The organism is Gallibacterium genomosp. 1 (genome assembly GCF_000771875.1).
Taxonomy (GTDB): Bacteria; Pseudomonadota; Gammaproteobacteria; order Enterobacterales; family Pasteurellaceae; genus Gallibacterium.
Genome location: NZ_JPXX01000011.1, coordinates 25,728 through 49,576, shown reverse-complemented (window position 1 = coordinate 49,576; position 23,849 = coordinate 25,728). Strand labels below are relative to the sequence as shown.

Below are 23,849 nucleotides of genomic sequence, written 5' to 3'. Positions count from 1 at the left end.
TGCAGATTTTTTTTAATTTCTTTTTAATTGGTGTTTTTTACAACAATTTATCTATTTAATCCATTCATAACAGAAGCCATATCTCCAACGAAAAACATTGAATCATATGGCTTAAACTTTTTTATTTTCAATTAGTTATTCTTTAGGTAATCGTTTAATGGAAATTAATAAACCACCCCAGATGATCACAAGCGAGATAATCATCATAATGATTGCTGTCGTACTCATTCTGTGTCCTCCTCAAATTTTTCTTCATTTTTCCAAGGTAAATGTGTTAATAGGAAGGCGACTACCACCAATCCGAATGCCATTCCCCAACCGAATATATCTACAAACCAGTTTGGATAACCTTCATAACCTTCGCGGAACACTTTTGCACCTTCAGTAAATAACATAAACGCTAAAATACCTGTTGTAACAACGATACACAAACGCCAAATAAAGCCAACTTTGAAAGAAGAGGTTTTGTTAAGATGGTTTCCTAACAATCCTAATTTTTCATTGGACACAATAATAACCAATGAACAAAACGCTACCGCAACAATACCGAAGTAGTTAACAAACTTATCCATCACATCCAACATTGGTAACCCTGTTGTTGTACCGAATAAAGAAACAGAAAGAACCATCATCGGAATACCTACAATGAAGGTTGAAACAACACGTCCAAGTTTTAATTTATCTTGCACTGACGCAATAATCACTTCAATAACTGAGATAAAAGAAGTCAATGCGGCAAAAGTAAGTGAACCAAAAAATAGCACACCTAGTATTGAACCAAATGGTGCATTATTAATAATCGTTGGGAACGCAAAAAATGCTAAACCAATTCCGCCTTTTGCTACTTCGTGCACTTGTTGTCCACTTGCTACAGCCATAAAACCTAAGGCTGCAAAAACACCAATTCCAGCCAATAATTCGAAACTACTATTTGCAAAGCCAACCACCAATCCAGAACTGGTTAAATCTGAATCTTTCTTCAAATAGGAAGAATAAGTAATCATAATGCCGAAACAGATAGATAGAGAAAAGAAAATTTGCCCATAAGCTGCAATCCAGACACTCGGATCGGATAATTTATCCCAATTAGGGGTAAATAACGCATCCAACCCTTTACTAGCTCCCGGCAACAAAAGTGCTGAAATAACCAAAATTACAAACATCACCACCAAAAGTGGCATTAAAATGCTGGATGATTTAGCTATACCTTTTTGCACACCCAATGCTAATACGGCTAACGCCACCAACCATACCGCAATTAAAGGACCAACAACCATACCAACAAATTCAAAACTGACGCCTTGTGTAATATCGCCCATTTTAAGGAACTCACCAATAAAGAAATCTATCGGCTTATCCCCCCAAGCACCATTTATAGAAAAATAGGTATAACACGCTGCCCAACCAAGTACTACCGCATAATAGATTCCAATGATGACATTAACTAATACCTGCCACCAACCAAAAATCTCAAAGTTCTTATGCAAACGTCTAAACGCTAATGGCGCAGAACCACGGTGTCTATGTCCGATGGCATAATCCAAAAAAAGTAAAGGAATCCCTGCCGTTAACAATGCGATAATATAAGGTACAATAAATGCACCACCCCCATTTTCATAAGCGGTATAAGGAAAACGCCAAATATTCCCCAATCCTACTGCCGAACCAATAGCCGCTAAAATAAACGCTTTACGCCCCGAGAAAGTTTCTCTTGTTGTTTTTGCTGTATTACTACTCATTTCGCCCTCCTAAAGGACTTATCTTTATTTTGTTATAGGAAACCTTAATATAATCGAATAGTTATATTAGTCAACGCTATTTATTTGATAATAAAAGTAAAATCTTAAACATGATTTAAATTTATCTAGTAGAAAACACTAAAATAAAGTGGTAATTTTAGTGAAATAAACTACAAGTAGTTTCAATTAAGAACATATCACTATTTAAACCTGCTCTTTTTAGTGAAAAAAACTAATATAAAGTTAATTTTATTTTATAAAAAAGATCAAGATAATTGTATTACCTTGATCTTTAACAACGCTAAAATCAGTAATTTTATTTTGCTTTACGTTGTGCTCTTAAGCCTAATAATAATGTTAGTGAGAAAGTGATCACAAATGAAATCAACATACCAATACAATATACAGCGATACTATCTGGTTTAATTGAAATAATGCCGGGTAAACCAGCTGCACCTAATGCCTGTGCTTTCGCATTAAACAAAGCGATAAACGCACTGGAAACACCAGAACCTACCATTGCCGCAATAAAGGGGTAACGATATTTAAGATTCACCCCAAACATTGCCGGTTCAGTAATCCCTAATAAAGCACTGATCCCGGATGGTAATGCAATTCCCTTCACTTTTGCATCTTTAATTAAGAACATCACCCCTAAACAGGCAGCTCCTTGCGCTACATTTGACATTGCTGCAATAGGAAAAATAAAAGTACCACCGGTATGAGCCATATCCGCCAATAATTGGGTTTCAATTGCAATAAAAGTTTGATGCATACCGGTGATCACAATTGGCGCATAGAAAGCACCAAAAATAGCACCACCAATAAAACCAGTTGTGTCATATAACCAAGTTAAGCCATCTCCAATTAAAAAGCCAAGTTTATGTGTAATTGGTCCGACAAAAGTAAAGGTTAAAATGCCGGTGATAAACAAGGCTAATAGCGGTGTTAATAAATTATCCAATACGGATGGAATAATTTTACGGAAACCATTTTCCAATCTAGCCAAAATCCACGTTGCCGCCAACACCGGTAATACTGAGCCTTGGTATCCCACTTTTTCGATATGGAAACCGAAAATATCCCAATACGGAATATCACCTGAAAGACTCGCCGCGCTAAAGCCCCAGCCATTTAATAGATCCGGATGAACCATCAACATTCCCAATGCCGCACCTAAAAACGGATTACCACCAAATTTTCTGCTAGCCGAAAATGCCAATAAAATTGGCAAATAGACAAACGGTGCATTGGCAAAGGTATTAATCATTGCCGCAAGATCCGCCAAATTCGGATAAGCATCAATTAAGGATTTATCATCAATAAATAAACCTTGTGCGGTAAAAACGTTCGCTAACCCCATTAGCAAACCGCCAGCCACAATAGCCGGAATAATTGGCACAAAAATATCCGCCAATCCTTTTACTAAACGCTGCAACAACCCCTGTTTTTCAGCACTTAAATTAGCGACATCACTTTTTGTCATATCGCCTAATCCTAAAATTTCTGTCATTGCGGCATGAACTTTGTTCACCGTACCCGCACCAAAAATAATTTGGTATTGGCCTGCTACGGCAAATTGACCTTTCACACCTTCAATTTGTTCAATGCCTTCCTTATCCGCCTTACTTTCGTCATTAAGTACTAAACGTAAACGAGTAGAGCAATGTGCAACACCACTGATATTCTCTTTTCCGCCCAACTTCTCAATGAGCTCTTTTGCAATTTTTGGAAAATCCATAGGTTTTCTCTCCGGGTAGATTGGTTAAGTAATCAACAGCACGCATTATAGCTAAAACGTTTTAGTAAAATCTATTTTATTCATAAACTAGTTTTCATTTTTGTGATCCAGTTAACACTTTTTAATAGAAATCAACAAATATAATTGCTCAACTAAAACGGTTTAGCTACAATTTTACTGTTCAAAAAACAACAGAGGATTTTACCTATGAATACAGTATGGGTTTTAGGCGATGCCGTTGTCGATTTATTACCGGATGGAGAACAACATTATTTACGCTGTCCAGGTGGTGCGCCAGCAAATGTTTCCGTTGCCATTGCACGTTTAGGTGGTAACAGTGCTTTTATTGGCAAAGTGGGAAATGATCCTTTAGGTCTATTTCTGAAAACTACTTTACAGCAAGAACGAGTAAATACCAGTTTTATGCATCTCGATGATGAACATCGCACTTCAACCGTGATTGTTGATCTCGACGAAACCGGTGAAAGAACCTTTACTTTTATGGTCAATCCAAGTGCGGATCAATTCTTACAACAATCAGATCTTCCACATTTCTCTGCCGGTGAATGGCTACATTTCTGTTCCATAGCTTTAATCAACCAACCATCACGCCACACCACACAACAAGCAGCACAACAAATTAAACAAGCCGGTGGATTTGTTTCTTTTGATCCAAATCTTCGCCCTAGTTTATGGCCTTCACAACAACAAATGATTGATGAAGTGAACAAAATGATTGCTATCGCCGATGTCATTAAATTTTCAGAAGAAGAAATTTGTCTACTAAGCGGTGAGCCTGATCTGGGCTTGGCTATCCGTAAAACCCGTCAACAGTATCCAGATAAATTAATTTTAGTTACTCTCGGAGCAGAGGGTGCATACTATTTTTATCAAGCTATTGAAGGAAAAGTTGCCGGAAATAAAGTAAAAGTGCTCGACACCACTGGAGCCGGTGATGCTTTTGTCGGTGGTATGTTGCAGGCATTAGCTCAACATCAGCACTGGCAACAACAAAATATCTTTGTCCAGGCGATTCAACAAGCAAATCTTTGCGGTGGATTAGCCACTACCGCCAAAGGCGCAATGTCTGCATTGCCAACAAAAACACAGCTTCAATCACAATAACTTTCTATCATTCGGGGGAAGATGATGATTTTTAATCAAGGCAAATATCGCAATCTATATGCAGCTAAAGAAAATGAATTAACAACATTAGCATCACAAGTGCAATGTGATCATCACCATCGTCCACAATATCATCTTGCACCTCCGACCGGTTTATTAAATGATCCGAACGGTCTTGTCTTTGACGGTGAAAATTATCATATTTTTTACCAATGGTATCCGTTCGGTGCGCTGCACGGAATGAAACATTGGCAACATTATTTCAGTAAAGATTTCATTCATTTTCAACAGGCAGAGTTGCTTATTCCGGATCAACTATTTGAATCACACGGCTGTTACTCCGGCGGCGCGATTCTCTATCAAGATCAAATTGTCGCTTTTTATACCGGAAACACGCGCCGTCAATCAGATAACCAACGCATTCCATTTCAGAATATGGCTATTTTTACTAAACAGGGGAAACTGCTCGAAAAACGTGCTTTACTGCACGAACCTCCGGTTGGTTATACTGAACATTGCCGCGATCCGAAACCGTTCCTTACTGCTGAAGGCAAAATTCGTTTTATTTTAGGTGCACAACGCCAAAATCTTTCCGGTACTGCATTATTATTTGAAATGGATAATCTGAATGACACGCCAAAATTATTAGGCGAATTAGCGCTTCATCCCTTTGATAATAAAGATATTTTTATGTGGGAATGCCCTGATCTTTCCAAATTAAAAGATAAAGATCTCTTTATTTGGTCACCTCAAGGAAAGCAGCAGCAACAAACTCAATTTCAAAATAATTATCACGCTACTTATGCCCTTGGCAAATTACAACATCTTAATTTTCAAGTAGAAACATTTTCCGAACTGGATCAAGGATTTGATTTTTATGCACCACAAACTTTTTCCGGCTTAAATGATGACAGTAAAATCCTATTGGCGTGGTGCGGTTTACCTGATTTGCAGTATCCTACCGATCAATATCAATGGCATTCAATGCTAACTTTGCCTCGTCAACTTTGGCTACAAAACAACCAAATCTATCAACGTCCGGTGGAACAGATTTATCAACAGATCGGTGCAATGCATTATCATCAACAACAAGGAAAGACTGAAATTCCTTATCTATCACAAAGTTACTTAACACTTGAAATCAACAACCAATCATTTGACTTACAATTATTCAAAAACGAACTGAATCAATATCTTGAAATCAGTTATCACAACGGAATTTTCTGTTTAAACAGAGAACATAGTGAACAATCTGAATCTATGCGGAAATGGGGTACAAAACGTTATTGTCGAATTAAAAATCTACAAAAGATTGAAATTTTTATTGATCATTCTATTATTGAAATCTTTTTAAATGATGGCGAAAAAGCAATGACTTCCCGTTTCTTTATTGAAAAGAAACAGCCTCTATTATGGATATCGCCTTTAATCAAAATAGCAAGTGCCAAAGTTTCGCCAATTTACTTCGATTAAGGATTGAGGTTAATGAATATCAACAATAAACGGCTTACTCTCGCAGATATTGCAGAATTAAGTGGTGTTTCAAAAACTACCGTCAGTATGGTGCTTAATGGACACGGAAATAACTTTAGGATTAAGCCAGAAACGCAAGCAAAAATTTTAGAAATTGCTAAAAAACATCACTATAAGGCCAATAGTGTAGCAAAGGCGTTACAGGCACAGCGTAGTAACACTATCGGTTTAGTCATTCCTGATTTTTCTAATTTAGGTTTTGCCACAACAACAAAAACCCTAGAAAAGTTGTGTCGTGATAATGGATTACAACTGATCATCGCCTGTACCGATGAGGACGCTAAACAGGAATTAATTGCTATTGAGCGTTTATTGGATCGTCAAATTGATCTTTTAATTACAACACCGATTAAATCGGATGCGCATTATTATCGCCAGCTCAATATTAATGTTCCGGTCATTCAACTCGACCGTTTTACACAAAACAGCCTCACGCCTTATATTGTGACGGATGATGAAAGTGCTGTTATTGAACTTATTGATACTTTATGCCGACAATATCATTTAAATGAGATCTATTATCTCGGCGGTCAAGCTGAATTACGTCCTAGTACAGCACGTCTTTACGGCTTTAAACAAGGATTGCAACGTGCGAATTTACAGTTAAATCCGGATTGGATTATGCAAACTTCCTACTATGCCGATAGCGCCTACTTTACTTTTGATCAACTGTATCAACGCTTAGGGCGTTTACCACAAGCATTATTTACTGGTTCATACGCATTATTAGAAGGGGTTCTTCGATGGCTAAATGAAAAACAGTTATTACATCATCTGTCTGATGGAACAATGCACCTTTCCACTTTTGATGATTATGAGTTGCTGAATTGTCTACCGTTCAAAATCAATTCTATTCAACAAAATCACCAAAAAATTGCTCATCAGCTTTTTGCAATGGTACAAAGTTTATTAAAACAAGAACCGGTAAAAAATCAGATCATTCCAGCAACCATTATTTGGCGATAAAACTTAAGGGGTTCATCACGAACCCTTTACGAAACTCATTACTTTAGGCTAGTCGCTGTTCAATAATACCACCACCTAAACAAACCTCATCCAAATAGAAAACTGCCGATTGTCCAGGAGTCACCGCAATTTGTGGTTCATCAAAACGAACTTCAATCAAATCATCATTTAATGGAACAATTTGACAAGGCACATCCTGCTGGCGATAACGTGTTTTCACTGTACAACGCAAAGGTTGTTTTAAAGGCTTACGATCAACCCAATGTAATTGTCCGGCGATTAACCCTCTAGAGAATAGGCGCGGATGGTTATGACCTTGCGCCACAATCAACTCATTATGTTGCAAATCTTTATCTACCACATACCAAGCCTCGTCGCCGGCATTTTTCAATCCGCCGATACGCAAACCTTTACGCTGTCCAAGCGTGTGATACATTAACCCCTCGTGACGACCTATAACTTTACCATCTACCGTACGAATATCCCCTGGCTGTGCCGGTAAATAACGAGCTAAGAAGTCTTTGAATTTACGTTCTCCGATAAAACAAATACCGGTAGAATCTTTTTTCTTAGCAGTAACCAAACCTAAATCTTCTGCAATTTGACGCACTACTGGCTTTTCTAATTCGCCTACTGGAAATAAACTTTGTCCAACCTGTTTATGGCTCAATGTGTAAAGAAAGTAACTTTGATCTTTATTATCATCCAAACCGCGTAATAACTGTGCATTCTCATCATCGCCACGACGACGCACATAATGCCCTGTGGCAATATAATCCGCACCTAAATCCTCTGCGGCATATTCCAAAAAGGCTTTAAACTTGATTTCTTTGTTGCACAAAATGTCCGGATTTGGCGTTCTTCCCGCTTTGTATTCCTGCAAAAAATGTTCAAATACATTGTCCCAATATTCCGCAGCAAAATTAATTTTATGTAGTTTTATACCTAATTTATCACATACTGCTTGTGCATCAGCTAAATCTGCCGCCGCCGTACAATAATCTGTATCATCATCTTCTTCCCAATTTTTCATAAACAAGCCGTCCACTTGGTAGCCTTGTTGCTGAAGAATATAGGCGGAAACGGATGAATCTACACCTCCTGACATTCCGACAATCACTTTTTTCTGTTGGTTTTCTGCAAATTGTTGTGGTGATATTGTCATTAGATCAGTAAATGTTTTTGAAATTAATGCCATTATTTTTCCTTTGTTTTATGCTTACAACTATAAATATGCTATGAAATCCGCTTATCTTAAGAACTCTCAAACAAAATAGCAAACAATCACAAACATTGTCGTTATCTTTGTGTTAACGTACAAATTTATAATTGATTTATTAAAATTATTCCCAAAACAATACAAACCACACCTATAAAAATAGATAATTCCGAGAATTAATCTATTTTGTATTGATGTTTGGAACGAAACAATTAAAAAAGGATATGCATACCGAATTATACATATCCATTAAGGCATAATGGAAAGCGATATTCTTTCCTTAATGTTATCAATTCACAGAACAACGCTTAATAGCATTACCTTATGAATTAAATTATAAAATGCGACCGGCTTCTTGCAGTTTTGCTTGACGTTCTGCTTCTTTTGCCATTCTGGCTTTACGTGCGTCACAAGGTTCTGGACAATCGCATACCTTTTCTAAGCCGAGTGAAGAGATACCGCCGCAGCTACCACTGATAGTTTTACGTTTAATGATATAACCGATTGCCATTGCAAAAATTACAACTACAAAAAAACCGAATGTAATCAAAAATAATTTCATTACTTCTCTCCTTCTTTATTATTGTACAACAATTTTGCAAATGCTGATGACATTTTAACCTCAAATCCTTTTTCTGTTTTAACAATCAGATAAATTGCAAGATTATCTTTTTCAGCCAGTTGCAATGCCTTTTCTGCACCAAGAACATATAGACCGGTTGCATAGCCGTCAGCAATCATACAGCTTGGATCAACTACAGTGATTGAAGCTAAATTATGTTGTAACGGATAACCAGTTTTAGGATCGATTTCGTGAGAAAAACGTTTTCCATTTTCCTCAAAATAATTACGATAATCACCGGATGTCGCCATAGATAAATTGCTTAATCCAACAATCTGTTCTACCGCACGAGAGCCATCAAATTCAGGTTTTTCAATAGCAATTTGCCACGCCTGACCTTTTTCATTCACCCCTTTAGTATGAATTTCACCACCAATTTCAACTAAATAATCGCTGACACCGATACTTTCCAAATAAGAAGCAACTTTATCAACGCCAAACCCTTTTGCAATTGAGGATAAATCAACATAAAGTTCCGGTATTTTTTTAATGAGTACCGGTTTTCCATCTATTTCAGAAACAGATAATTTATCGATACCTATCCACGCCTTACGTTTTTCAATTTCTTCCGATGCTGGTTCTTTATCCAATCGTTTTTCCGGCCCGAAGCCCCATAAATTAACTAATGGTCCAACCGTAACATCCAATGCACCTTCCGTTTTCTGATGTAACTGAATCGCCGCCTGCACTACTTCAGCAAAATCCTTAGACACCTCAAAAGGTTTATTTATCTCTTTACTGCGATTAAAACGACTAAGTTCAGAATCCTTCTGATAAGTTGACATCTGATTATTGACCTCCTTAAGCAGTTGGTCAATTTGCTGATGGGTCATTTCCGGTCCGGTATTCATGCCCTTATCCAAATACTTAATATGATAAGTGGTCCCCATTGTTTTACCGCTCAAGGTAACAATTTCGGGATCTTTTTGGCAGGCGGTTAAGCTGCTCACCAAGAGTAAGGCGATGGCCCAGCTGTAAACCGTTTTGACTTTTCTTAACATAAATCTATCGCTAATTTTCTGTGGCTAAAAATGGCTAAAGCGGTCAGAAATCTGACCGCTCTTTTTCTTTATTTAACAGCGTTATCAACCGCCAAAGTCATCTAATAAGATGTTTTCGTCTTCAACACCTAAGTCTTTGAGCATTTTGATTACTGCTGCGTTCATCACTGGAGGCCCACACATATAGTATTCACAGTCTTCAGGGGCTTCGTGATTTTTCAGATAGTTTTCATAAAGCACGTTGTGAATAAAGCCGGTGTAGCCGTCCCAATTATCTTCTGGCAATGGATCAGAAAGTGCCACGTACCATTTGAAGTTGTCGTTTTCGGCTTGGAGGGTGTCAAAATCTTCCACATAGAACATTTCACGTTTTGAACGTGCTCCATACCAGAACGACATTTTACGTTTGGATTTCAAACGTTTTAATTGGTCAAAAATATGCGAACGCATTGGTGCCATACCCGCACCGCCTCCGATAAAGACCATTTCTGCATCGGTTTCTTTGGCGAAGAATTCACCGAATGGGCCAGAAATAGTTACTTTATCACCCGGTTTTAATGACCAAATATAAGAAGACATTTGACCCGGTGGTGCATCTGGGTTGCTTGGTGGTGGCGTTGCGATACGCACGTTAAGCATAATGATGCCTTTCTCTTCTGGGTATGAAGCCATTGAGTAAGCACGCACGATTGGCTCGTCCACTTTTGAAACATAACGCCATAGATTATATTTATCCCAGTCTTCGTGGTATTCTTGTGGAATATCGAAGTCTTTGTAATAAACCGTATGTGGCTCAGCTTCAATTTGGATATAGCCGCCCGCACGGAATGGCACTTCTTCCCCTTCAGGAATTTGAAGTTTGAGTTCTTTAATGAAGGTGGCTTTGTTGTCGTTAGAAATAACGGTACATTCCCATTTTTTCACGCCAAACACTTCTTCAGGCAATTCGATTTGCATATTGTTTTTTACGTTTACCTGACAAGCAAGACGATAACCTTCTTTGGCTTCACGTTTCGAAATGTGAGAAAGTTCTGTTGGCAGAATATCACCGCCACCCTCGGTTACTTTCACCACACATTGACCACAAGAGCCACCGCCGCCACAAGCAGAAGAAACGAAAATGCCTTTACTCGCTAATGCACCGAGTAATTTTCCGCCTGCTGGCAAATGAATGGCTTTGCTTGGGTCGTGATTAATTTCAATAGTAATGTCCCCTGAATTAACGAGCTTTGATTTAGCAAATAAAATGATTACCGCTAAAGCAAGCACTAGCACAGTGAACATTGCAATACCTAAAATAATTTCCATTTAGTATCCCCTTCTTATAACTGAATACCTGAAAATGACATAAAGCCAAGTGCCATTAGCCCTACAGTGATAAAGGTGATGCCTAAACCGCGTAAGCCTGCCGGAATATCAGCATATTTCATTTTTTCAGTTAAACCTGCAAGTGCCACGATAGCAAGCATCCAACCTGTTCCTGCACCGATACCATAAACCACCGACTCGGCAAAGTTGTATTCGCGTTGTACCATAAAAGATACGCCACCGAAAATCGCACAGTTTACCGTAATGAGTGGGAGGAAGATCCCGAGTGCGTTGTAAAGAGCTGGGAAGAATTTATCTAGCACCATTTCAAGGATTTGCACCAATGCCGCAATCACCCCGATGAAGATGATAAAACGAAGGAAACTTAAATCAATACCTTCCACCAATGCCCCATCTTTTAAGATATGGGTATAAACGAGTTGGTTAGCTGGCACGGCAATGCCTAATACCACGATTACCGCAATCCCTAAACCAAAGGCGGTTGAAACTTTCTTTGAAACCGCAAGGAATGTACACATACCAAGGAAGAAAGAAAGTGCCATATTTTCAATAAAAATGGACTTAACAAACAGACTTAAATAATGTTCCATTGCTTATTTCTCCACCTGTTCTGGTTTCCAAGTTCTCAAGCCCCAAATGAGGAAGCCGATAATAAAGAATGCACTTGGTGCTAAAAGGAATAAACCGTTTGCTTGATACCAACCGCCATCTTGGATGGTTTGGAACACGGTCATACCGAAAATTTTGCCTGAACCAATTAATTCACGCAAAAAGGCAACGATAATTAAGATTGCACCGTAGCCGATACCATTACCTAAACCATCAACAAAACTTGCCAATGGTGGCTCTTTCATTGCAAAGGCTTCTGCACGACCCATTACAATACAGTTGGTAATGATCAATCCAACGAATACGGAAAGTTGTTTAGATAACTCATAAGCATAGGCTTGCAACACTTGATCCACAAGGGTTACTAATGATGCAATGATCGCCATTTGCACAATGATACGGATACTATTTGGAATGTAGTTACGGATACAAGAAATAAAGAAACTTGAACACGCCGTTACTAAACTCACCGCAATCGCCATTACAACAGCGGTTTCTAATTTCGTTGTTACCGCTAAGGCTGAACAAATACCCAAAATTTGCAACGCAATCGGGTTGTTGCTCACCACAGGAGATAACAATAATTTTTTCATATTTGCATTAGCCATTAGTTAGCCTCCGCTCTAAGTTTATCTAAATACGGCCCAAAACCATTACGTCCAAACCAGTAATCAAAAGAACCTTGTACCCCTTTTGTGGTTAAGGTTGCACCAGATAAACCATCGATACCGTGTTCTTTATCTGCTGAAGCACCTTTGCCAATTTTAATCGCTACTTGATCTTGAGCATTAAAGAGTTTTTTACCCACAAAGTATTTCTGCCAGTTTGGATTAGCGATTTCGCCCCCTAAACCTGCGGTTTCACCTTGTTCATAGTAAGTAATCCCTTTAATGGTATTTGCATCTGGCGCAACAGACACAAAGCCATACATCACAGACCACAATCCTGTACCATAAATTGGTAACACGATTTGTGAGGTTTTGCCTTGTGCATCTTTCACTAAATAAACCTCAGCATATTTTGCCCGCACTTTAATGCCAGCTTTATCTTCTTCAGGTTTAATTGCTACGCTTTCTGCAGGATCTTTTACCGCAACACGTGCATCAAAGTTTTTGATGTCGCTCACATAATCACCCGTTGCAAGATCCACAATTTTCGGCTCAATGTTTTCTGCATAAAGAGCTTTAATTTCTGCACCTTTTGCTTTTGCAGGTAATAAGCCCGCTACACTGAGGATATTTTTTTGTTTATCTAATAATTTTTGCTCATTTTGCGTCGGTTTTAATCCAACCGCAGCGGTTGCGACAATAATTGAGCAAACTAAGCTGACTAAAACAACAACAAGGATTGTTCCGCCAACACTGTCTTTATTAAACTTAGCCATTGCGCGCTCTCCGACGTTTGATATTTGCTTGAACAACCAGATAGTCAAAAATTGGGGCAAATAAGTTAGCTAATAAAATGGCTAACATCATACCTTCAGGATAAGCAGGATTTACCACCCGAATAAGTACTGCCATCGCACCAATTAATGCACCGTACCACCATTTACCTTTGTTGGTGAATGAGGCTGATACTGGGTCAGTTGCCATAAATAACATACCTAAAGCAAAACCACCCAATACTAAGTGCCAATGCCAAGGCATTGAGAATAATGGGTTAGTATCTGAACCAATCACATTAAATAGGGTAGAAGTGGCAATCATACCGATCATCACACCGGCGATGATACGCCAAGAGGCAATACGCGCGAACACAATCACCGCCGCACCAATTAATAATGCAAGGGTAGAAACTTCACCGATTGAACCAGGGATATTCCCTAAGAATGCGTCCATCCATTGAATTGGCTGACCTGTGGTTACTTGTTTTAATGCACCTTGACCGCCTGTTGCCCATTGTGAAAGTGCGGTTGCGCCAGAGAAACCATCAGCCGCGATCCATACAGAATCCCCTGAGATTTGTGCTGGATAAGCAAAGAATAAAAACGCACGCCCTGCTAATGCTGGGTTCATAAAGTTTTTACCTACACCACCAAACACTTCTTTGGCCACAACAACCCCAAACGTTGTCGCTAACGCCGCTTGCCATAATGGCAATGTTGGCGGAACGATAAGGGCTAATAAAATAGAGGTTACGAAGAAACCTTCGTTGATTTCGTGTTTACGCACTGTGGCAAATAACACTTCCCAGAAACCGCCCACGAGAAACACGGTTAAATAAATTGGCAGGAAGAAAATTGCACCTAGTGCCATTTTTGCTAGCACGCCCGCATCGGGTGAAACCAATCCTAATGCGTTGGCTAAAGCAAAATGCCAGTTTGAATCCACGTTATGGGCTAAGTTTTGTGCAAAATCACCTACGCTTAATGCAAGAATAGATTGTGATCCCACATTAAACATTCCGTAGAACATTGCTGGGAATAAGGCTAACCACACTAATACCATCATACGTTTAGAATCCAACGCATCACGGACGTGAGAAGCCTTCGCTGTTACTGTACCCGGTGTATACAAAAAGGTTGCCGTTGCTTCATAAAGAGCATACCACTTCTCATATTTCCCACCCGGTAAAAAAGCAGGTTCCATTTTCTCTAAAAGATGTTTTAAACCCATTTTTAACCTTCCTTCTCGATCTTATCTAAAGCTGCACGCAGCATTGGACCGTAGTCGTTTTTACCCGGACACACGAATGTACAAAGTGCGAGATCTTCTTCATCTAACTCTAAGCAACCTAATGCTTGCGCACTGTCCGTATCACCCGCACTTAAATCACGCAACAATAATGTTGGGATAATGTCTAATGGCATTACACGCTCATAAGCACCGATTGGCACCATCGCACGGTGTCCACCATTAAGTGCGGTGGTAAAATTGAATAATTTGTGTCCGAAATGACCTAACACAGTACGGGTGATAGAGTATTTGTTCGCCCCTGGCATAATCCAACCTAGGAACTCTTTCTCACGACCTTCTGCAATCACGGAAACCTGCAACGCATAACGACCTAAATAGTCCACCGCGCCAGCCGCTTTATGACCGCTTAACACTGAGCCAGAAATGATACGGTTTTCACCCTCTTTCAATTCACCTTGCGTTAATTGACTTAAATTCGCCCCTAGTTGTGTACGAATTAAACGCGGATTTTTCACCTGTGGGCCAGCCAATGAGATCACGCGACCGTTGTAAAGCTCACCTGTGGTAAATAGGCGACCAAATGCGATCACATCTTGGTAATTTAGATACCACACAGTTTTCGTTGCACTCACAGGATCGATAAAGTGAATATGTGTACCGCTCAAGCCCGCTGGGTGTGGACCGCCGAAATCGTGAATGGATAAATTCGGTAAATCCACCGTTGGGATATTGCTGTCGCCCGCTTTACATAAATGCAATTTGCCTTCGTGTAAACGGCTTAATACGGTTAAACCATTGGTGAAATCTTCCCAATGGGCTTTTAACACCACTTCAGGATCAGCGGCTAATGGATTGGTATCCATTGCATTAACAAAAATTGAAGATGGCACAGCATCAACCGCTGGCACTTTACTGAATGGACGGGTGCGAAGTGCTGTCCAAAGCCCTGAAGCTTGTAGGTTTTTACGAACTTGCTCGGAAGTTAAACTTTTAAGCTCATCGGCGGAATATTTGTTAAAGGTAACCTGATCATCACCTTCGATCTGAATCACTACTGATTGCAACACACGCTTAGCACCGCGATTAATCGCAGTTACAGTACCACTTGCAGGGGCAGTGAATAATACGCCCGGGTTCTTTTTATCTTCAAAAAGCACCTGACCTTTTTTCACCACATCACCTTCACGCACCTTCATTGAAGGACGCATTCCCACATACTCTTCGCCAAGCAAGGCAACTTCAGTAACGACATTACCGTTATGGATTACTTGTTCTGGCTTCCCAGCGATAGGAAGATCCAAGCCTTTTTTAATCGTAATCATATTGTTTGCACTACTTTTTCGTTGGGTTAAACACAACAATTACCGTAATAGAGTAGGCATTACGGTAATCTCTCGTTTGAGTAGTTTCAAGCGAATTATTATTCTTTAAGCGATATAAGTGCAGTCAAAACTTCTATAAAAACAAATAGATAATTTTCTCCAACACACCAAGATACATAATTACACTATCCACTTAATTTTAAAACTCAAATCTGTATACTCCTTGTTCAGGTTATAAATCATAACCAAAACAATGATTTAAATAATTAGTCATACTATTGAATTAGGAGTGAACAAGGATATTTAAAACGGCTTATTGTAACCAAAAGCCCCCCTTTAATTCCAGTAAATAACCGCTTATTTTAAAAAAAATGTGAAAATTTTGATATATTTCAATAAAAAATAACCGACTTTTTATTTATAAATCAAATAAATACCACTTTATAAGTATATTACTCACCAACACCCATACAATTTGGTGAATTTGGAACTTGTTGTAAAGATTTCCATTCATCCGGCTCATACAAATGCAACGCTAAAGCATGCACACCTTCCGCCAACTGCTGTGCCAATAGCTGATAAACCAAACGATGACGCATTATCGCCCGCATTGCTTGAAAACGCTCACTGACAATAATTAATTTAAAGTGTGATTCATCACCTTTTCCGGAACTATGCATATGGCTTTCATTAATAATTTCAAAATGAAGAGGGGATAATTCTTGTTGCAATAAAACTGTTATCTGTTGCTGTTTGTTCATAAAAACTCCTAAAAGTAACGATCTTCTGCGAATTGTAGAAAATTTTCGCTAAAATATGATTATTCTTTTTGCTGTAAGAGGATAATTTACTTTGACTATTGGTGATTTTTATATGAATATTCACTATTTTATAGCGATGTTTTCAACTTCTCAAACTGATAACTAATGAAATGGGGCTTTATTATGTATAAATCATTAAAACGTTTTGTATCTGCCTGCGTTATTATTGCAGGTTTTCTACTTACTGCTTGTCAAGCACCACAAAACACTATCACGTTCACAGCGCCGGCAGCAGTTGGACCGTTTAATGCTCAAAACCAAAATAGTAGCGTCAGCGTTACTTCTCGTGATCTTCGTGGCAATCAAACTGTTTCTCAATATACTTATGATGGTCAACTTTATCCGATCTTTGCCCAGCCAAGCATTGCTGAAGTATTCCAACAAGCATTACAACAAGATCTGAACAGCAAAGGTTTCCGTATTCTGCCGAATAACGCCCCAGCTGTAGTAACAGTTAATGTGAAACAATTCTATGCTAATGTAAACCAAGGCAATCTTCGTTATAAAATTGACGCTTCCGTACAGCTAACTATTCAAGTACAAAGCGCAAAAGGCGAATATAGCAAAAATATTGAAACTCACCGCTCTCAAGAAGGTGCATTCGGAGCAAAAACACCTGAAATTCAAAAAGTGCTAACTCAAGCATTCACCGATGCAATTAATGGAATTTATCAAGATCAAGATGTTTCCAATGCCATTATTCGTCTAACTCACTAATAAAAAATTCCCTTATCCATACAGGATAAGGGAACCACTATAATTCAAAATAATCCATTAGCTTCTTAAACTTGTTACTAACTCAACCGCCTCTTTCGTTAACTGAGTTACTTTAGCCCAATCGCCTGCCTCAACAGCATCATTAGGAATCATCCAAGAACCACCTACTGTTTTAACACAATTCACTGCCACATAACTTGCCACATTTTTTGGTGATACTCCTCCGGTCGGGCAGAAACTTAATTGTGGTAATGCTGCTGAAATAGCTTTTAATGCTGCCGCACCACCATTAATTTCTGCTGGGAAAAATTTAACATAAGAATACCCCAGTTCTAATGCTTGCATCATTTCTGATGGCGTTGCCGTACCTGGAATTAATGGGACTTCACGCGCTGCAGCGTGTTCTAACAGTGCCGGCGTTGCGCCCGGAGAAATCACAAATTTTGCGCCTGCCGCCACCGCCTGATCATATTGTTCAGCCGATAATACAGTTCCTGCACCAACCAATGCATCTGGAACTTCTTTACTCAATAATTTGATTGCGTCCAATGCAACCGCACTGCGTAATGTAATTTCAAAAACGTTAATACCGCCCGCTTGCAATGCTTTTGCCATTGGTAAAGCATCTTCCAGTTTCTTAATCACCATTACTGGAATAACAGGAGAAGCACTGAAAACATCTTTCGGATCTAAATTCCAATTCATCGTAAATTCCTTTTGTTGTGAAAAATAAAAAAGCGTTTCAAAATTAACACAAGGCAATAAAAATTTATACTAGAAAACCACTTTTTTTGAATTCAGGTCAAAAAATCAGAACCTCAAACAAATAAGAATTATTATCATTAGTATTGTATTTTTCTTTTCGTTATACTTCGCCTCCAATTTCTTCATCTTGTTTATTTATCACCATTTCGGAAGTAATTTTATGAAAGCAAAGAAAATTTTCTTTTATATTTCAATATCATTATCCTTTTCTCTCTACGTGAATGCTAATTCAGATTTTTCTGATGATGATACATTAGAACAAGTCGAAGTAATAACAGAATTGGAACGCTATAAAGCAACAAATAAACTCAAATCGGATGTTAATCTTAGCCTGTTGGGACAACAAACTGCATTTACCGCGCCAATTTCAGTCGTCAATTACAATCAACAAGCAATTGAACAGACGGAAGCTCGCAATATTGTTGATGCAATTGCTAAAATGGATGCTTCTGTGATGAATTTTGGTGGTGAAACCAACACCCTCAGTGGAATTTACGTCAGAGGCTTACAACTCGATGCCCGCCAATTCAGCGTTAATGGACTCGCCGGTTTATACTCCAGCTACAATTCCCCTCTCTCTGCTGTCGCCTCGGCACAATTAATCAAAGGCGCGTCTACTGCTACCGTTGGGATGGATCCGGAAGGTTCTTCCGGCGCTTCAGTCAATATTCAAACAAAACGAGCAACAGACACACCAATCAATATCTTAGGAATGAGGTGGTATAGCCAAGATCGGACACAACCTTATTTCGATTTTGGTCGCCGTTTCGGCAATAATAATCAATGGGGCATACGAATTAGCGGACTATATCGTGATGGAGATACAACGCGAGAACAGTTTAGTGAACGAAACAAAGAGATCGCTATAGGTGCTGATTATCAAGGAGATAAATTACACGCTGCAATTGATTATATGTATACCAAAAGAGCGACTAAAGGCGGACGTGCACGTATACAGGATATTCAAGATCTTGATTTTGCGTTAGCCACTGCCCCTGATGGAGCAATTAATTTAATTCCTCATTGGTCAGGTCAAACAACTGAAGATCAAACGGTAATGGCAACATTTGAATATGATCTACCATATCAAATGATGCTCTCAGGCGGTATTGGACATATGGCATCAAAATACTACGGTGCTTTTGGACAAATCAGAATGACTGATCCGCAAACTTATAATATTCAATCAATGCGGGCAATGGATTATAAAATTAACACTACCAGTGCTAACCTAAAATTACACGGTGATTTCAATACTCATTCAATCAGCCATAATTGGAATATCGCTTGGGATAGTGTTATCCGGACTCGGGATTTCAAACAAAGTCCAGTGATTGACTACAAAAAAGATAAAACATTCAGAAATATTAATCTTTATAATCCTGTGTTCCCAAATTCACCAACATATAAAGCTTTAGTCCAATCTACGAATGAAAAAGTTCAAGCACACAGCATCGCTTTCGCTGATACATTAGGTTTTTTTGAGGATGAACTACGTTTAACAGTAGGCGGACGATACCAATGGATCAAACAAACCGACTATCAAAGCGGTACTAAAGCAGACAATCACCGCTTTAGTCCGATGTTAACACTTGCCTACCAACCTACTTCCAACTTAATTTGGTATGCTAATTACTTGGAAGATCTTGAACCTGGTGCAGTTGATGAAGACGGAGTAATGTCCAAACCACTAGTCAGTAAACAGATTGAATTAGGTATACGTAAAAATTGGGGAGAACAATACACCACCACACTCAGTATTTATCAACTCTCGCGACCGGGAACAATTACTAGTAAAGCAGCTAATAACTATCAGCGTAAAGCTGGAGAACAACAAGGAAAAGAACGCAATCGCGGCATTGAATTTAATCTTTATGCCAATCTGTTGAATGGTTACTTACGCTCCAATTTAGGTATCAGTTATAACAAAGGTGAATTGCTCGATTATGCCAACTGGGCAGGGCAGATTATTGATGGAACTCAAGTCGCCAGCCCACGCATTATCGCTAAAGCCGGTATTGAATGGGATACACCATTTATTCAGGGTTTAACTCTTAATAGTGCGCTCCAATATTACAGCTCATCTTACCAAGATTACGCCAAAAAATATAAATTCCCATCCTATACTACTGTTGATATAGGTGCTAAATATGCTTTCAAACTTCAACAGCAACAATTTATCCTTAAATTAGGTGTTGAAAATCTATTCAACAAACATTATTGGCAAGTTCAACGTGGTCGGTATGATCGAAGCTTCGCCGTGCTTGGTATGCCGAGAACATATTGGGCAAATATTGAACTTTCTTTCTAATTGATACAGAGTAAAGCCCTTTCTGAAGAGGAAGGGCACATCAAAAAATGAATTGGCAAACCGAATTAAATACAAGTTTATCTTGGTTAATCAATGCGTTATTTTGGGTTTGTCTAGGATTATTCTTTCTTTCCCTAATCCTAAGATATACTTCATTTGGCAAAAAATTTTATTTGATAAATCAAGATTGCATTAAAAATTCGAATCACTATAAAATCATTTTTATGCTGATTGTACTTATTTCTTTTATCCTACTAGAGGTACGAATCAGTGTACTAAATAGCTTTTTTTACAATGGTTTATATAGTTCTCTTCAAAATAAACAGGCTCAAGCCTTCTGGTTTTTTGCTTCAATCAATGCCCTGTTAGTTTTTATTAATATTCTTCGTTCTATTGTTAACAATCTCATCCGACAGATATTTGAAATTCGTTGGCTAGAAAAACTGAATGCCTCAATGCTTGAACGTTGGCTATCCCATAAAAACTATTATCGTCTTAAGTATGAATCAGACTTGCCCGACAATATTGACCAACGAATAGAACAGGATGCTAGAGATTTTGTTACCTCTACAATTGATCTAGTACGAGGTACAATTAACTCCATTATATCCACCATAGAATTTACTATTATTTTATGGGGACTTTCCGGTTTATTAGTACTATTCGGTTTAGAAATACCTAAAGGTGTTGTCTTCTTTATTTACCTTTTTATTCTTGTCGCCACTGCCATTTCCGTTTGGATCGGATTACCATTAGTAAAATTAAACTTTAACAAGGAAAAACTACAAGGAAACTATCGTTATTCTCTTATTCGTTTAAGAGATCACGCAGAAAGCATTGCCTTCTACCAAGGAGAAAAAAGAGAACACAATTTACTAAAACAGAAATTCCAACAAATTATCCGGAATCGTTGGCGCATTGTTTTAAAAATGTTGGGATTAGATGGCTTTAATACCGGCGTATCGGAAACAGCCAAACTTTTACCTCTAATGCTACAGGCTCCTCGTTTTTTTGCTGGTCAAGTAACCTTAGGAGATATGCATCAAACAGTACAAGCTTTTAATCGCTTAATGAGAGCGCTCTCATTTTTTCGCCTCTTTTATGAAGAATTTACATTATATCAAGCAAGGTTAAATCGTTTAGTTGGTTTTTTCAGTAAATTAGAACAATTGGAAGCACATTATCCTTTTTATCCTATTACCTATAGCAATCAACTTAAATTAACAAACTTCGGTTTAAAAAATAGTTATGGAGAAATTTTTCTTAAAAATATCAATATAACATTAAATATCGGTGATTCTTTATTGATTAAAGGTGCATCCGGAACAGGAAAAACCAGTTTATTAAAAGCAATTGCCGGCATCTATCCTTTTGAAACATTAGGAGAAATAGAAATTCCCGTCTCAGGAGAAAAACTATTCTTACCACAACGCCCCTATCTGCCACAAGGTACACTTTATCAAGCCATCTGTTATCCAAATATTCAAACATCAGTGGAGCAAGTATGCACAGCAATGAAACAATGTAAGATGGACAAATATTTAACTCATTTACATCGGGAACTTGATTGGCAAGCAATTCTCTCACCTGGTGAATTACAACGTATTGCTTTTATACGAATTTTACTCAGCAAACCGACAGTAATTTTTCTAGATGAATCTACATCTGCACTGGATGAGCCAACAGAGCATTCCCTTTATTCACTCATCAAACAACAACTGCCACAGGCAATCATTATAAGTATCGGACATAGAAACACATTACAACAATTTCACCGACAATGCCTAAACCTAAATTTGATATAAAAAATAAGAGGAAACAAATTCATACTCTGTTTCCTCATTATTCTTCTTTTTCAATAATTATACATTAAAGAATATTTTCAAATTCCTCGAAGACCTGTTGTGGCCATACACTTGATTGCACTTCACCAATATGCTTTTTGTGCAATAAAAACATTACCATACGAGATTGACCGATACCGCCACCAATTGTTTGCGGTAATTTCCCATTAATTAAATCCTGGTGCCAAGAGAATCTTAAACGATCTTCGTCACCTGTAATCGCCAACTGGCGACGTAATGCCGTTTCATCCACACGAATCCCCATTGAAGAGAGTTCAAACGCAGAGCCTAATTCTTCATTCCAAACTAAAATATCACCGTTTAAGCCTTTGTAATCGCCTTCTGACACGGTTGTCCAGTCATCATAATCCGGCGCACGCACATCGTGTGGTTTGCCATCAGACAATTTTCCGCCGATACCGATTAAAAATACTGCACCATATTCTTTGCAAATCGCATTCTCACGTTGTTTATCTGTCATCCGCGGATAACGCTGCACAAGATCTTCAGTATGAACAAAAGTAATCTCTTTTGGTAAAGTGGTAGCAATATGGAAATGTTTTTCTACTAAGGCTTCAGTTTCGCGGATTGCACGATAAATTGAACGGACAGTATCTTTTAAGTAATCTAATGTCCGTAATCCTTCCGGAATAACACGCTCCCAGTCCCATTGATCAACATAAACAGAGTGAGTGCGATCTAAAGAATCTTCATCCGGACGCAACGCTTTCATATGTACAAATAGCCCCTCACCCGGTTTAAAGTCAAAACGACCTAATGTATGGCGTTTCCATTTCGCTAATGAGTGAACAACTTCAAAAACTTCACCCTCGATCTGTTTTACTTTAACCTGTACCGCTTTTTCTTTTCCGGAAAGGTTATCCTGAATACCGTTCCCCACTTGGCTAAGGATCGGCCCTTGCACCTCAACCAGCCCTAAATGCTCCGCTAATTTTTCAGTAAAAGTGTTTTTAACAAAACTAATCTCTTGTTGTTGTAAAATAAATGACTTTTTCATAATAGATTCTCTTTCTTCTTTTTATCCCATACACACATAATACAAAGCATTACACTTTAATGCTGTGTATTATTCAATAAATAACAAATTTAGCAAAAACATTATTGTATTTGAGATAATTTAATTAGAATTTATTTAAAAAATTAGTTTTTTTTTAGAATTTTTATAAATTAGAGCTTCTCAGCGTGATGGATAAGGACAAATCGCTCCCACAATTCATCTTGAGATTCTCTATGATCAGGATCAGAAATAATACAACTATTGATTGGGCAGACTTTTTGGCAGGTTGGTGTTTCATAATGCCCTACACATTCTGTACATAGCGCCGGATCAATCACATAAATCTCTTCACCAACAGAAATTGCATTGTTCGGGCACTCCGGTTCACACATATCGCAATTTGTACATTTATCCGTAATTAGTAATGCCATAAGTTTGACAAATTCCCCCTTTCACTTTCGTTCAAAAATTAGTTATTGTACACCGTTCATCTATATTTTTATAACCGCTTTTTAAGCGATTTATTTTATT

The 23,849-nt window shown here is 38.3% G+C and carries 22 protein-coding genes; 6 read left to right on the top strand and 16 right to left on the bottom strand.

Translation table 11 applies throughout. From position 1 onward, the window contains the following. Positions 1 to 135 precede the first annotated feature (135 nt). From JP36_RS11300 to JP36_RS04420, 3 genes are all read right to left on the bottom strand, one after another. Entirely contained in the window at positions 136 to 228 is a 93-nt protein-coding gene (locus JP36_RS11300; RefSeq protein WP_039088854.1) for a methionine/alanine import family NSS transporter small subunit, read from the bottom strand. Next, positions 225 to 1,739, bottom strand: coding sequence for a sodium-dependent transporter (locus JP36_RS04425; RefSeq protein ID WP_039172334.1), 1,515 nt, complete (start codon positions 1,737 to 1,739; stop codon positions 225 to 227). The genes JP36_RS11300 and JP36_RS04425 overlap by 4 nt, the downstream gene beginning before the upstream one ends. Positions 1,740 to 2,055: 316 nt before the next feature. After that, positions 2,056 to 3,480, bottom strand: a complete 1,425-nt coding sequence (locus JP36_RS04420; RefSeq protein WP_039135700.1) for a sucrose-specific PTS transporter subunit IIBC — start codon at positions 3,478 to 3,480, stop codon at positions 2,056 to 2,058. A gap of 207 nt (positions 3,481 to 3,687) precedes the next feature. On the opposite strand from JP36_RS04420, the gene JP36_RS04415 reads away from it, so the two are divergent. From JP36_RS04415 to JP36_RS04405, 3 genes are read left to right on the top strand one after another with little or no spacing between them, the layout of a single operon-like run. Further along, positions 3,688 to 4,605: an aminoimidazole riboside kinase gene (locus JP36_RS04415; RefSeq protein WP_039172332.1), complete on the top strand. Its 918-nt coding sequence runs from the start codon at positions 3,688 to 3,690 to the stop codon at positions 4,603 to 4,605. A 21-nt stretch (positions 4,606 to 4,626) separates the two neighbouring features. Continuing rightward, positions 4,627 to 6,078 carry a glycoside hydrolase family 32 protein gene (locus tag JP36_RS04410; RefSeq protein WP_039172330.1) on the top strand — a complete coding sequence of 484 codons (1,452 nt, stop codon included), beginning with the start codon at positions 4,627 to 4,629 and terminating at the stop codon, positions 6,076 to 6,078. Between the two features lie 12 nt (positions 6,079 to 6,090). Next, positions 6,091 to 7,104 (top strand): LacI family DNA-binding transcriptional regulator, encoded by a 1,014-nt coding sequence (locus JP36_RS04405; RefSeq protein WP_039172327.1) that lies wholly within the window; start codon positions 6,091 to 6,093, stop codon positions 7,102 to 7,104. 43 nt (positions 7,105 to 7,147) lie between these two features. On the opposite strand, the gene mnmA is transcribed toward JP36_RS04405, so the two are convergent. From mnmA to JP36_RS04355, 10 genes are all read right to left on the bottom strand, one after another. Further along, entirely contained in the window at positions 7,148 to 8,302 is a 1,155-nt protein-coding gene (gene mnmA / locus JP36_RS04400; protein ID WP_039172324.1) for a tRNA 2-thiouridine(34) synthase MnmA, read from the bottom strand. Between the two features lie 355 nt (positions 8,303 to 8,657). After that, on the bottom strand, positions 8,658 to 8,885 hold the full coding sequence (gene nqrM / locus JP36_RS04395) for a (Na+)-NQR maturation NqrM (RefSeq protein WP_013745912.1): 228 nt from the start codon (positions 8,883 to 8,885) through the stop codon (positions 8,658 to 8,660). Then, positions 8,885 to 9,946, bottom strand: a complete 1,062-nt coding sequence (locus tag JP36_RS04390) for an FAD:protein FMN transferase (RefSeq protein WP_052119444.1) — start codon at positions 9,944 to 9,946, stop codon at positions 8,885 to 8,887. Before JP36_RS04390 ends, nqrM begins: the two co-directional genes overlap by 1 nt. A gap of 84 nt (positions 9,947 to 10,030) precedes the next feature. Then, positions 10,031 to 11,254, bottom strand: coding sequence for an NADH:ubiquinone reductase (Na(+)-transporting) subunit F (gene nqrF, locus JP36_RS04385; protein WP_039172321.1), 1,224 nt, complete (start codon positions 11,252 to 11,254; stop codon positions 10,031 to 10,033). Positions 11,255 to 11,268: 14 nt separating this feature from the next. Then, entirely contained in the window at positions 11,269 to 11,865 is a 597-nt protein-coding gene (gene nqrE, locus JP36_RS04380) for an NADH:ubiquinone reductase (Na(+)-transporting) subunit E (RefSeq protein WP_017805503.1), read from the bottom strand. Between the two features lie 3 nt (positions 11,866 to 11,868). Beyond that, entirely contained in the window at positions 11,869 to 12,492 is a 624-nt protein-coding gene (locus JP36_RS04375; protein ID WP_017805504.1) for an NADH:ubiquinone reductase (Na(+)-transporting) subunit D, read from the bottom strand. Next, positions 12,492 to 13,268, bottom strand: a complete 777-nt coding sequence (locus JP36_RS04370; protein ID WP_039172317.1) for a Na(+)-translocating NADH-quinone reductase subunit C — start codon at positions 13,266 to 13,268, stop codon at positions 12,492 to 12,494. The genes JP36_RS04375 and JP36_RS04370 overlap by 1 nt, the downstream gene beginning before the upstream one ends. Then, entirely contained in the window at positions 13,261 to 14,499 is a 1,239-nt protein-coding gene (locus JP36_RS04365) for an NADH:ubiquinone reductase (Na(+)-transporting) subunit B (protein ID WP_039172314.1), read from the bottom strand. Before JP36_RS04365 ends, JP36_RS04370 begins: the two co-directional genes overlap by 8 nt. Positions 14,500 to 14,501: 2 nt before the next feature. After that, a complete protein-coding gene (locus tag JP36_RS04360; protein ID WP_039172311.1) occupies positions 14,502 to 15,842 on the bottom strand; it encodes a Na(+)-translocating NADH-quinone reductase subunit A in 1,341 nt (446 codons plus the stop codon). A 452-nt stretch (positions 15,843 to 16,294) separates the two neighbouring features. Then, a complete protein-coding gene (locus JP36_RS04355; protein ID WP_039172308.1) occupies positions 16,295 to 16,603 on the bottom strand; it encodes a BolA family protein in 309 nt (102 codons plus the stop codon). 183 nt (positions 16,604 to 16,786) lie between these two features. Here JP36_RS04355 and JP36_RS04350 point away from each other — a divergent pair, with 183 nt between their 5' ends. Then, a complete protein-coding gene (locus JP36_RS04350) occupies positions 16,787 to 17,380 on the top strand; it encodes a YajG family lipoprotein (protein ID WP_039172305.1) in 594 nt (197 codons plus the stop codon). 57 nt (positions 17,381 to 17,437) lie between these two features. Here the strand turns inward: JP36_RS04350 and JP36_RS04345 are convergent, their stop codons facing one another. Beyond that, the gene (locus JP36_RS04345) at positions 17,438 to 18,085 is read right to left on the bottom strand and encodes a bifunctional 4-hydroxy-2-oxoglutarate aldolase/2-dehydro-3-deoxy-phosphogluconate aldolase (protein ID WP_039172303.1); all 648 of its coding nucleotides are present in this window, start codon (positions 18,083 to 18,085) and stop codon (positions 17,438 to 17,440) included. Between the two features lie 220 nt (positions 18,086 to 18,305). Between JP36_RS04345 and JP36_RS04340 the strand changes: the two genes are divergently transcribed. Both JP36_RS04340 and JP36_RS04335 read left to right on the top strand, forming a co-directional pair. After that, entirely contained in the window at positions 18,306 to 20,456 is a 2,151-nt protein-coding gene (locus JP36_RS04340) for a TonB-dependent siderophore receptor (RefSeq protein ID WP_039172300.1), read from the top strand. A gap of 47 nt (positions 20,457 to 20,503) precedes the next feature. Further along, positions 20,504 to 22,261 carry an ABC transporter ATP-binding protein/permease gene (locus JP36_RS04335; RefSeq protein ID WP_039172297.1) on the top strand — a complete coding sequence of 586 codons (1,758 nt, stop codon included), beginning with the start codon at positions 20,504 to 20,506 and terminating at the stop codon, positions 22,259 to 22,261. Positions 22,262 to 22,325: 64 nt separating this feature from the next. Here the strand turns inward: JP36_RS04335 and asnA are convergent, their stop codons facing one another. Then, positions 22,326 to 23,318 carry an aspartate--ammonia ligase gene (gene asnA, locus JP36_RS04330; protein ID WP_039172295.1) on the bottom strand — a complete coding sequence of 331 codons (993 nt, stop codon included), beginning with the start codon at positions 23,316 to 23,318 and terminating at the stop codon, positions 22,326 to 22,328. Positions 23,319 to 23,488: 170 nt separating this feature from the next. Continuing rightward, positions 23,489 to 23,749: a YfhL family 4Fe-4S dicluster ferredoxin gene (locus JP36_RS04325; protein ID WP_039172292.1), complete on the bottom strand. Its 261-nt coding sequence runs from the start codon at positions 23,747 to 23,749 to the stop codon at positions 23,489 to 23,491. Positions 23,750 to 23,849 lie beyond the last annotated feature (100 nt).

Bases quoted from the DNA above. Each gene is read 5' to 3' on its own strand.
- JP36_RS04325 (WP_039172292.1), bottom strand. From the start codon at position 23,749: ATGGCATTACTAATTACGGATAAATGTACAAATTGCGATATGTGTGAA.
- JP36_RS11300 (WP_039088854.1), bottom strand. From the start codon at position 228: ATGAGTACGACAGCAATCATTATGATGATTATCTCGCTTGTGATCATC.
- JP36_RS04415 (WP_039172332.1), top strand. From the start codon at position 3,688: ATGAATACAGTATGGGTTTTAGGCGATGCCGTTGTCGATTTATTACCG.
- JP36_RS04405 (WP_039172327.1), top strand. From the start codon at position 6,091: ATGAATATCAACAATAAACGGCTTACTCTCGCAGATATTGCAGAATTA.
- nqrM (WP_013745912.1), bottom strand. From the start codon at position 8,885: ATGAAATTATTTTTGATTACATTCGGTTTTTTTGTAGTTGTAATTTTT.
- JP36_RS04370 (WP_039172317.1), bottom strand. From the start codon at position 13,268: ATGGCTAAGTTTAATAAAGACAGTGTTGGCGGAACAATCCTTGTTGTT.
- JP36_RS04375 (WP_017805504.1), bottom strand. From the start codon at position 12,492: ATGGCTAATGCAAATATGAAAAAATTATTGTTATCTCCTGTGGTGAGC.
- nqrF (WP_039172321.1), bottom strand. From the start codon at position 11,254: ATGGAAATTATTTTAGGTATTGCAATGTTCACTGTGCTAGTGCTTGCT.
- JP36_RS04335 (WP_039172297.1), top strand. From the start codon at position 20,504: ATGAATTGGCAAACCGAATTAAATACAAGTTTATCTTGGTTAATCAAT.
- asnA (WP_039172295.1), bottom strand. From the start codon at position 23,318: ATGAAAAAGTCATTTATTTTACAACAACAAGAGATTAGTTTTGTTAAA.
- JP36_RS04345 (WP_039172303.1), bottom strand. From the start codon at position 18,085: ATGAATTGGAATTTAGATCCGAAAGATGTTTTCAGTGCTTCTCCTGTT.
- JP36_RS04365 (WP_039172314.1), bottom strand. From the start codon at position 14,499: ATGGGTTTAAAACATCTTTTAGAGAAAATGGAACCTGCTTTTTTACCG.
- mnmA (WP_039172324.1), bottom strand. From the start codon at position 8,302: ATGGCATTAATTTCAAAAACATTTACTGATCTAATGACAATATCACCA.
- JP36_RS04340 (WP_039172300.1), top strand. From the start codon at position 18,306: ATGAAAGCAAAGAAAATTTTCTTTTATATTTCAATATCATTATCCTTT.
- JP36_RS04360 (WP_039172311.1), bottom strand. From the start codon at position 15,842: ATGATTACGATTAAAAAAGGCTTGGATCTTCCTATCGCTGGGAAGCCA.
- JP36_RS04425 (WP_039172334.1), bottom strand. From the start codon at position 1,739: ATGAGTAGTAATACAGCAAAAACAACAAGAGAAACTTTCTCGGGGCGT.
- JP36_RS04350 (WP_039172305.1), top strand. From the start codon at position 16,787: ATGTATAAATCATTAAAACGTTTTGTATCTGCCTGCGTTATTATTGCA.
- JP36_RS04355 (WP_039172308.1), bottom strand. From the start codon at position 16,603: ATGAACAAACAGCAACAGATAACAGTTTTATTGCAACAAGAATTATCC.
- JP36_RS04390 (WP_052119444.1), bottom strand. From the start codon at position 9,946: ATGTTAAGAAAAGTCAAAACGGTTTACAGCTGGGCCATCGCCTTACTC.
- JP36_RS04420 (WP_039135700.1), bottom strand. From the start codon at position 3,480: ATGGATTTTCCAAAAATTGCAAAAGAGCTCATTGAGAAGTTGGGCGGA.
- nqrE (WP_017805503.1), bottom strand. From the start codon at position 11,865: ATGGAACATTATTTAAGTCTGTTTGTTAAGTCCATTTTTATTGAAAAT.
- JP36_RS04410 (WP_039172330.1), top strand. From the start codon at position 4,627: ATGATGATTTTTAATCAAGGCAAATATCGCAATCTATATGCAGCTAAA.